This is a genomic window from Streptomyces sp. MB09-01 (assembly GCF_033794505.1).
Taxonomy (GTDB): Bacteria; Actinomycetota; Actinomycetes; order Streptomycetales; family Streptomycetaceae; genus Streptomyces.
On sequence record NZ_JARAYQ010000349.1, the window covers coordinates 1 to 6,849 of the forward strand.

Consider the following 6,849-nt stretch of genomic DNA (forward strand, 5'->3'; position numbering starts at 1 on the left):
ACCCGGGGGAGCTGCGGTCCCCGGGACGGGCGGCGGCGGGCCGGGCGGAAGACCGGTGCCGACGAGCCCGTCCCCCGGACCCGATCACCGACGTACCCTGAGCTGATGAGACGAACTCCACGTCATGCGGCGCGCGTTGTCATCCTGTCCCCGGCCGGATCGGTGTTCCTCTTCCGCGAGAACAACGTGGAGGTCGGCATCCACTGGCTGCCGCCCGGCGGCGGCATCGATCCCGGCGAGAGCCCCGAGGAGTGCGTGCGGCGCGAGCTGCGCGAGGAGACCGGCTGGACGGACCTGGAGCCGGAACGGCTCCTGTGCACCTGGGAACACGACTTCACCCACCAGGGCATCCCGGTCCGCCAGCACGAGCACATCTACCTCGCCCGCGGACCCCACCGCGAACCGGTCCTGGAATCCCCGGGGATCCACTGGCAGTGGCTCCCCGCGGACCGCCTGGCCACCCTGGGCGAACCCCTGTGGCCCCCGCGCCTCCCGGACCTCCTGGCGAACGCCCCGGCGGAGCCGGTCCACTTCGGCCTGCTGGCCTGAACGGTGGCCGGGCGCCGGCTGCGCACCGGGCATCGTCCGCCCTGCCTGTGTCCGGCGGCGTCAGCCCGTACCGGGCGGCCTGGCCTGCCCGGCGGGCTCGGTGTCGAGCTGGTGGTCGGCCCAGACGTAGGTTTCCGGGAGCAGGTCGATGACGGGAACGGTCCGGAGGCGCTCGCCTTCCCCGACGATGACCTTCAGGGCCGGGAGGTGGTCGACGAGGACCTGGCGGCACCGTCCGCACGGGGGGACGACCCCCCGGTCGCGGTCGCCCACGGCGACGATGGTGTCCAGGTCGTGGATGCCCTGAGCGGCCGCAGTTCCGAGGAGCACCAGCTCGGCGCAGGGGCCCCCGGTGAAGTGGTACACGTTCACGGCGCTGACGATCCGGCCGTCCCGGGCGCGGCCCGCGGCCGCCATCGTGTGGTTGTCGCCCCGGCAGCGGGAGCGCGCGATCCGGGCCGCGGCCTCGATGAGTTCGTGGTCGACGTGGTGGGGCTGCGCCGTCATGTCCTCCGCCTTCCTCCTAGCGTGCGGCCGGGGTCTTGGCCGTGGCCTTGGTGTACAGGGAGGCCGCGTATTCGCCGAGGACCGTGCTGGTCGACACGTCGTCGGTGTCGCCGCCCGTGAGGATGCCGATGACCTTGCCGTCGCGGGCGATCCACGCGCTGCCGCTGGTGCCGCCGGGGAAGTCGGCGCAGTCGAAGCGCTGTTGGGTCGGGCTCTCGCGGACGGCGAGCGCCGTGCAGGTACGGGGGATCTTGCGGTCGGCGGGGTACCCGGTGACCGTGACCTCCTCGCCCGCGCGCCCGCTGGTGTCGAGGACGGCCGCGCCGGTCACGTCCTCGATGGTGCGGCCCTTGGCGTCGGGGGCGAGGCGGGCGAAGGCGAGGTCGTAGTCGTCGTCCGTGCCCTCCGACCAGCGGTCGTCCTCGAAGACCTCCTCGATCTTCCAGGTGCCGTACGGGGCCATGCCGTTCGCGTAGGCCGGTGCGAAGACGGCGGTTCCGTCGCCCTGGTCGCCCTCGAGCAGGCAGTGCCCGGCGGTGATGATCAGGTTCCGGCCGGGGCTGTGCACCACGGTGGCCGTACAGAAGTGATCACTGTCCAGGCCGTTCGTGAACAGGGCCCCGGTGAAGGCCGCGGGACCGCCGGGCGGGGGCGTGACGGCGGGCGGCAGGGTGGTTCCGGGCGGCGTCGAAAGCTGGGGCTTCGCCGCTTGCGATCGCGATGTGGCGGTCGGCGACGCCGTCGGCCCGGCCTTCGCACTCACGGGCGCGGCCCCCTCGGGCGGCGGCACAAGCTCGGCCACCGCGGCGGAAGCCCCCAGGGCCGCCACCGCACACAGCACCGCCGTCACGACGGTCCGCTTGTCCACCGGCATGATGATCCTTCCGATTTGCCCTGGCGCAGCATGCCTCGGGGGCAGGGCCGGGTGCAAGGGGCGGGGCGGTCAGGAGGGCGTGCTCAGGTCGCGCAGAAAGCGCAGGCCGGGGCGGCCGTCGAGCTGGATTCCGCCGGTGGGCACGAAGCCCGTGCGCGCCAGTACGGCCCGGGAACCGGGGTTGTCGAGCGTCGTGACGGCCCGCAGCGCGGTCAGGCCGTATTCCGTGACCGCGAGGCCGCACGCCTCGTGCACGGCCGCCGTGGCCAGGCCCCGGCCGGCGGCCTTCTCGGCGATCCGGTATCCGAGCTCGGCCGAACCCTCCGCCACGTCGACGAGGTTGACCCGCCCCACCACCTCACCGCCGTCCTCCACCAGTACGTGGAAGCGGCACAGCCCCGCGTCCTGCTCGGCCATCAGCGCCTGGTGCCGTTCGTCGAAGTGGGCGAAGTACTCGTCGCCGCGGTCGGGAACGGATGCCGCGAAGTACGCCCGGTTCTCGCGCTCGAACTCGAGCAGGGCCGGGGCGTGGTCGAGGCGCAGGGGCTGGAGTCGAGGCATGCCCCGATGCTAGCCCGACATCCAACTATGCGGTTTGCACGTGCATTTGACCTCTTGATCTAATCGTCGCTCCGATTCCTGATGAGGGGCGACGAACACTTGCGTTTGACAGGCAAGCACCGGATATCCATGGTGGCCGCGGCTGCCGCGGTGGCGATCGTGGGAAGTCTGCAACTCTCCCCCACGGCGTTCGGCACCGAGGGCACCGGCGAGACGGCGCCGCCCACGGCCGAGGCACCGGACTCCCACGACTCCCACGGCTCCCACGCGGAGGACTCCGCCACCCACGGCTCCGACGGCACCGTCTTCAAGGACGGCGTCATGTCGCTCGGTGCGCAGGCGCCGGAGGCCGCCGCGAGGTCGGCCGCGTCGGGCGCAGCGGCCGCGGCGGCCGCTCCCGCACCGCCGTCGGGCGAAGGGTGGAAGCTGAGCGGCGCCACCAAGTGGCTGCAGACCGGCTACACGATCAAGTTCTACGACCAGAAGTCCGCCGACTGGCTGGCCCCGTACGTGCAGGCCTCCGCCGCGGACCTGCGCCGCATCACGAACCTGCCGGTCTCCGTCGACACCAGGCCGGTCGGCTGGGACTACGTCCGTCCCAAGGGCGAGGTGATCGTCGGCGTCGCGCACCGCCCGTGCGTGCCCCCCGCCGGTGAGGGCAGCATGGGCAGCACGGGCTGGAAGGTGGTCCGTGACGGCTCGGGCGCCGCCAACCTCAGCTGCGGCTTCACCAGCTCGTCCGTGGCCGAGACCGTGACCAGCGGCCACGCCTACATAGACGACGAGTTCTTCACGACGGCAGGCAAGCCGACCGCCGCCATGGGCGAGACGTACATGCGCAACCACGTCAGCCACGAGCTCGGGCACACGCTGGGCCTGACGCACGCCAACCGCAGCCTGACCAAGAGCGACTGCGTGAAGGGCTCCGACTCGGGCCAGTTCCCGGTGATGTGCTCGCCCGCGTACGCGTACCAGGACAAGCGCGCGGGCAACTACGTCCAGCAGTTCGACGTCCAGGGCCTGCGCCGCCTCGCGGCCGGCGCCGGAGCCGCGCTCTCCCCGCAGGGCCGGGTGACCGGGATCGGTTCCAAGTGCCTGGACGTCAAGGGCGGCAAGGCGGCCAACGGGACGCAGATCCAGCTCTACACGTGCAACGGCTCCGCCGCGCAGTCGTGGATCCTGGGCAAGGACGGCACGTTCCGCGCCTTCGGCAAGTGCCTGGACAACGCGCGCAACGCGAGCACCAACGGCAACAAGATCAGCCTCTACGACTGCAACGGCACGGCGGCCCAGCGCTGGTCCGTCAACGCCAAGGGCCAGATCGTCCACGTGGCGTCCGGCAAGGTCCTCGACGTGACCGGCGGCGCGACCGCCAACGGCACCGTGGTCCAGCTCTACACGGCGAACACGAACAAGCGCCAGGTCTGGGCCACTCCGAAGTAGCCCGCCCCGCGCACGCACAACAGGCCGCCCCGCATCGTCCCGGGGCGGCCTGTCCTGCAGAAGCGGCGCGGGAAATAGGGCGGTTGCCCGATCCCGGCGCCCCCTCCTCAGGCGCACGCTGGTCCGATGACCGGCTGGGGAAGGGGACGGGTCCTGCGGGACCGCAATGCGGGGCTGTATCTCGCCGGGGTGGTGGTCTCGGGGTTCGGCACGACCGCGATGTGGCTGGTGGCCGGGATCTGGGTGAAGGCGCTGACCGGGTCGGAAGCCCTCGCGGCGCTGACGGTGTTCGTCCTGTGGGCGCCGGTGCTGGCCGGGCCGGCGCTGGGGACGCTCGCCGACCGGCTGCCGCGGCGGCCGGTGCTGGTCGGCGTCGGCCTCGTGATGGCCGCGCTGCTGCCCGTACTGCTCCTGCTCGATGCGGCGGGCCGGGTGTGGCTGCTGTTCGCCGTCCTGCTGGTGTACGGAGTGTGCGGCAGCCTCCAGGAGGCGGCGGAGGCGGCCCTGGTACCGCAGGCCTCGACGGGCAGCTGCTCGGGGACTTGGGCGGGCTGCGGCTGACCGCCAACGAGGGCGTGAAGCTGATCGCGCCGCTGGTGGGCGCCGGGCTGTTCGTCCGGTACGGCGGGGCGTCCGTGGCGCTGCTCGACGCGCTGAGCTTCGCACTGGCGGCGGGGATCTTCGCCCTGCTGCGGGTCCGTGAAGAGCCGCCGGACCGCACCGCGCCGGCGTACGGTCTCGCGCAGGTGCTGGAGGGCGGGCGGCAGCTGTGGGGCTCGCCCGCACTGCGGCCACTGGTGCTGACCGGGGCCGCGGTGATGTTCCTGGCCGGTCTGAACGGCGCGGTGGTCTACGCGGTCGCCGACGGCGTGCTGGGGCACGCACCCACCTACGTGGGCGTGCTGTACGCGGTGCAGGGCGCGGGTTCCGTACTGAGCTGCCTCGCGGCGGGCCCTCCTGCGGCGGCTTCCGGACCGGGTGTTCACGGCCGGGGGCGTGGCCCTGTTCGCGCTGGGCGTCGGGGCGAGGGCGCTGCCGTACGACGCGGTGGCCCTGGCCGGCAGCGTGGCGATCGGCGCGGGGCTGCCGTGCGTGCTGATCGCCGCGCTGACCGCGGTGCAGCGCGAGGTCCCGAACGCCGTGCTGGGCCGCGCCGCCGCCACGGCCAACACCCTGGTCTTCGTACCGAACGCGCTGGCCCTGGCGCTGGGGGCCGCACTGGTGGCCCTCGTGGACGTACGGGTGCTGCTGCCGGTGCTCACGGTGGCGGGCCTGGCCGTGACGCTGCTGCTCGTGACCGCGCGGCCGGGCGGGGGGACGCAGCCGCGCGGCGCCGGGGCGTGCCGCGCGGCCGATCGGTCCTAGAGGGCGGTGGGTCCTGACGGCCGATCGGTCTTCCAGGGCGGTCGGTCCTGGCAGCCGGACGGTCCTGACGGCCGGTGGGTCCCAGGGGCTACGCCCCCGGTCCCGCCCACAGGCCGTCCGCCGTGAGCCCCAGCAGGTCGATCGCGTTGCCGCGCACGATGCGGTCCACCACGTCCGGCCCCAGGTGGCCCATCTGCGCCTCGCCGACCTCGCGGGACTTCGGCCAGGTCGAGTCGGAGTGGGGGTAGTCCGTCTCGTAGAGGACGTTGCCGACGCCGATCGAGTCGAGGTTCTTGAGGCCGAAGGCGTCGTCGAAGAAGCAGCCGAAGACGTGCTCCGCGAAGAGCTCCGACGGCGGGCGCAGCACCTTGTCCGCGACTCCGCCCCAGCCCCGGTTCTCCTCCCAGACCACGTTCGCCCGTTCGAGGATGTACGGGATCCAGCCGATCTGGCCCTCCGCGTACATGATCTTCAGGTTGGGGAAGCGCTCGAACTTGCCACTCATCAGCCAGTCGACCATCGAGAAGCAGCAGTTGGCGAAGGTGATGGTGGAGCCGACCGCCGGCGGGGCGTCCGCGGACGTGGACGGCATGCGGGAGGAGGAGCCGATGTGCATGGCGATGACCGTGCCGGTCTCGTTGCACGCCTCCAGGAAGGGGTCCCAGTCGTCCGTGTGGATGGACGGCAGGCCCAGGTGCGGCGGTATCTCCGAGAAGGCGACCGCGCGCACGCCGCGCGCCGCGTTGCGGCGGACCTCCGCGGCGGCCAGGCGGGCGTCCCAGAGCGGGATCAGGGTGAGGGGGATGAGGCGGCCGCGTGCGTCGGGGCCGCACCACTCCTCGACCATCCAGTCGTTGTAGGCCCGTACGCCGAGGAGTCCCAGCTCACGGTCCTTGGCCTCGGTGAAGGTCTGGCCGCAGAAGCGGGGGAAGGTCGGGAAGCACAGGGCCGACTGGACGTGGTTGACGTCCATGTCGGCCAGGCGGTCGGGAACCGAGAAGGACCCCGGGCGCATCTGCTCGTAGGTGATGACTTCCAGTTTGATCTCGTCGCGGTCGTACCCGACGGCGGTGTCGAGGCGGGTGAGCGGCCGGTGCAGGTCCTCGTACACCCACCAGTCGCCGATCGGGCCGTCGTCGCCCTTGGCTCCCATGACGGGGGCGAACTTGCCGCCGAGGAAGGTCATTTCCTTCAAGGGGGCGCGGACGACGCGGGGGCCGGTGTCCTGGTACTTGGACGGGAGCCGGTCCCGCCAGACGTGGGGGGGCTCAACCGTGTGGTCGTCCACCGAGATGATCTTCGGGAAGGTCTCCATGGCTCATACGGTAGCGCCGATCTGACGAACCGTCAGCTAGTTGGTCCGTGATCGGCCATGGACGGGCTGACGTGTACGCGCAAGACAGGGCAGACTGACCCTTACACCGAACGGAAGGCAGGGGGACGACAGATGGACGGCGTACCGGCCATCCCGCACCCGCGGAAGCATCCCGAGGGAGCCCGGCCCACCAGCACGTCCAAACACCCGGCCCCTAAAAAAAACCCCAAACCCC

At 72.1% G+C, this 6,849-nt stretch carries 6 protein-coding genes and 1 pseudogene; 3 read left to right on the plus strand and 4 right to left on the minus strand.

All coding sequences use genetic code 11. The features are described from left to right. Positions 1-105 precede the first annotated feature (105 nt). Positions 106-549: an NUDIX hydrolase gene (locus PV721_RS39330; protein WP_319733057.1), complete on the plus strand. Its 444-nt coding sequence runs from the start codon at positions 106-108 to the stop codon at positions 547-549. 60 nt (positions 550-609) lie between these two features. Here PV721_RS39330 and PV721_RS39335 read toward each other — a convergent pair whose 3' ends face one another. The 3 genes from PV721_RS39335 to PV721_RS39345 all read right to left on the minus strand — a co-directional run bounded on the left by PV721_RS39335 (position 610) and on the right by PV721_RS39345 (position 2,491). After that, the gene (locus PV721_RS39335; protein WP_319733059.1) at positions 610-1,056 is read right to left on the minus strand and encodes a cytidine deaminase; all 447 of its coding nucleotides are present in this window, start codon (positions 1,054-1,056) and stop codon (positions 610-612) included. Positions 1,057-1,072: 16 nt separating this feature from the next. Continuing rightward, on the minus strand, positions 1,073-1,930 hold the full coding sequence (locus PV721_RS39340) for a trypsin-like serine peptidase (RefSeq protein WP_319733061.1): 858 nt from the start codon (positions 1,928-1,930) through the stop codon (positions 1,073-1,075). Positions 1,931-1,999: 69 nt separating this feature from the next. Beyond that, complete coding sequence (locus PV721_RS39345) at positions 2,000-2,491, minus strand: GNAT family N-acetyltransferase (RefSeq protein ID WP_319733063.1); 492 nt, start codon at positions 2,489-2,491, stop codon at positions 2,000-2,002. Between the two features lie 105 nt (positions 2,492-2,596). Here PV721_RS39345 and PV721_RS39350 point away from each other — a divergent pair, with 105 nt between their 5' ends. After that, positions 2,597-3,934, plus strand: a complete 1,338-nt coding sequence (locus PV721_RS39350; protein WP_319733064.1) for a ricin-type beta-trefoil lectin domain protein — start codon at positions 2,597-2,599, stop codon at positions 3,932-3,934. A gap of 126 nt (positions 3,935-4,060) precedes the next feature. Continuing rightward, a pseudogene (locus tag PV721_RS39355) lies at positions 4,061-5,299 on the plus strand (MFS transporter). A gap of 88 nt (positions 5,300-5,387) precedes the next feature. On the opposite strand, the gene PV721_RS39360 reads toward PV721_RS39355, so the two are convergent. Further along, on the minus strand, positions 5,388-6,614 hold the full coding sequence (locus PV721_RS39360; RefSeq protein WP_319733066.1) for an amidohydrolase family protein: 1,227 nt from the start codon (positions 6,612-6,614) through the stop codon (positions 5,388-5,390). Between the last annotated feature and the right edge of the window lie 235 nt (positions 6,615-6,849).

Coding starts and splice junctions, on each gene's coding strand:
- PV721_RS39330 (WP_319733057.1), top strand. CDS start 106: ATGAGACGAACTCCACGTCATGCGGCGCGCGTTGTCATCCTGTCCCCG.
- PV721_RS39335 (WP_319733059.1), bottom strand. CDS start 1,056: ATGACGGCGCAGCCCCACCACGTCGACCACGAACTCATCGAGGCCGCG.
- PV721_RS39340 (WP_319733061.1), bottom strand. CDS start 1,930: ATGCCGGTGGACAAGCGGACCGTCGTGACGGCGGTGCTGTGTGCGGTG.
- PV721_RS39345 (WP_319733063.1), bottom strand. CDS start 2,491: ATGCCTCGACTCCAGCCCCTGCGCCTCGACCACGCCCCGGCCCTGCTC.
- PV721_RS39360 (WP_319733066.1), bottom strand. CDS start 6,614: ATGGAGACCTTCCCGAAGATCATCTCGGTGGACGACCACACGGTTGAG.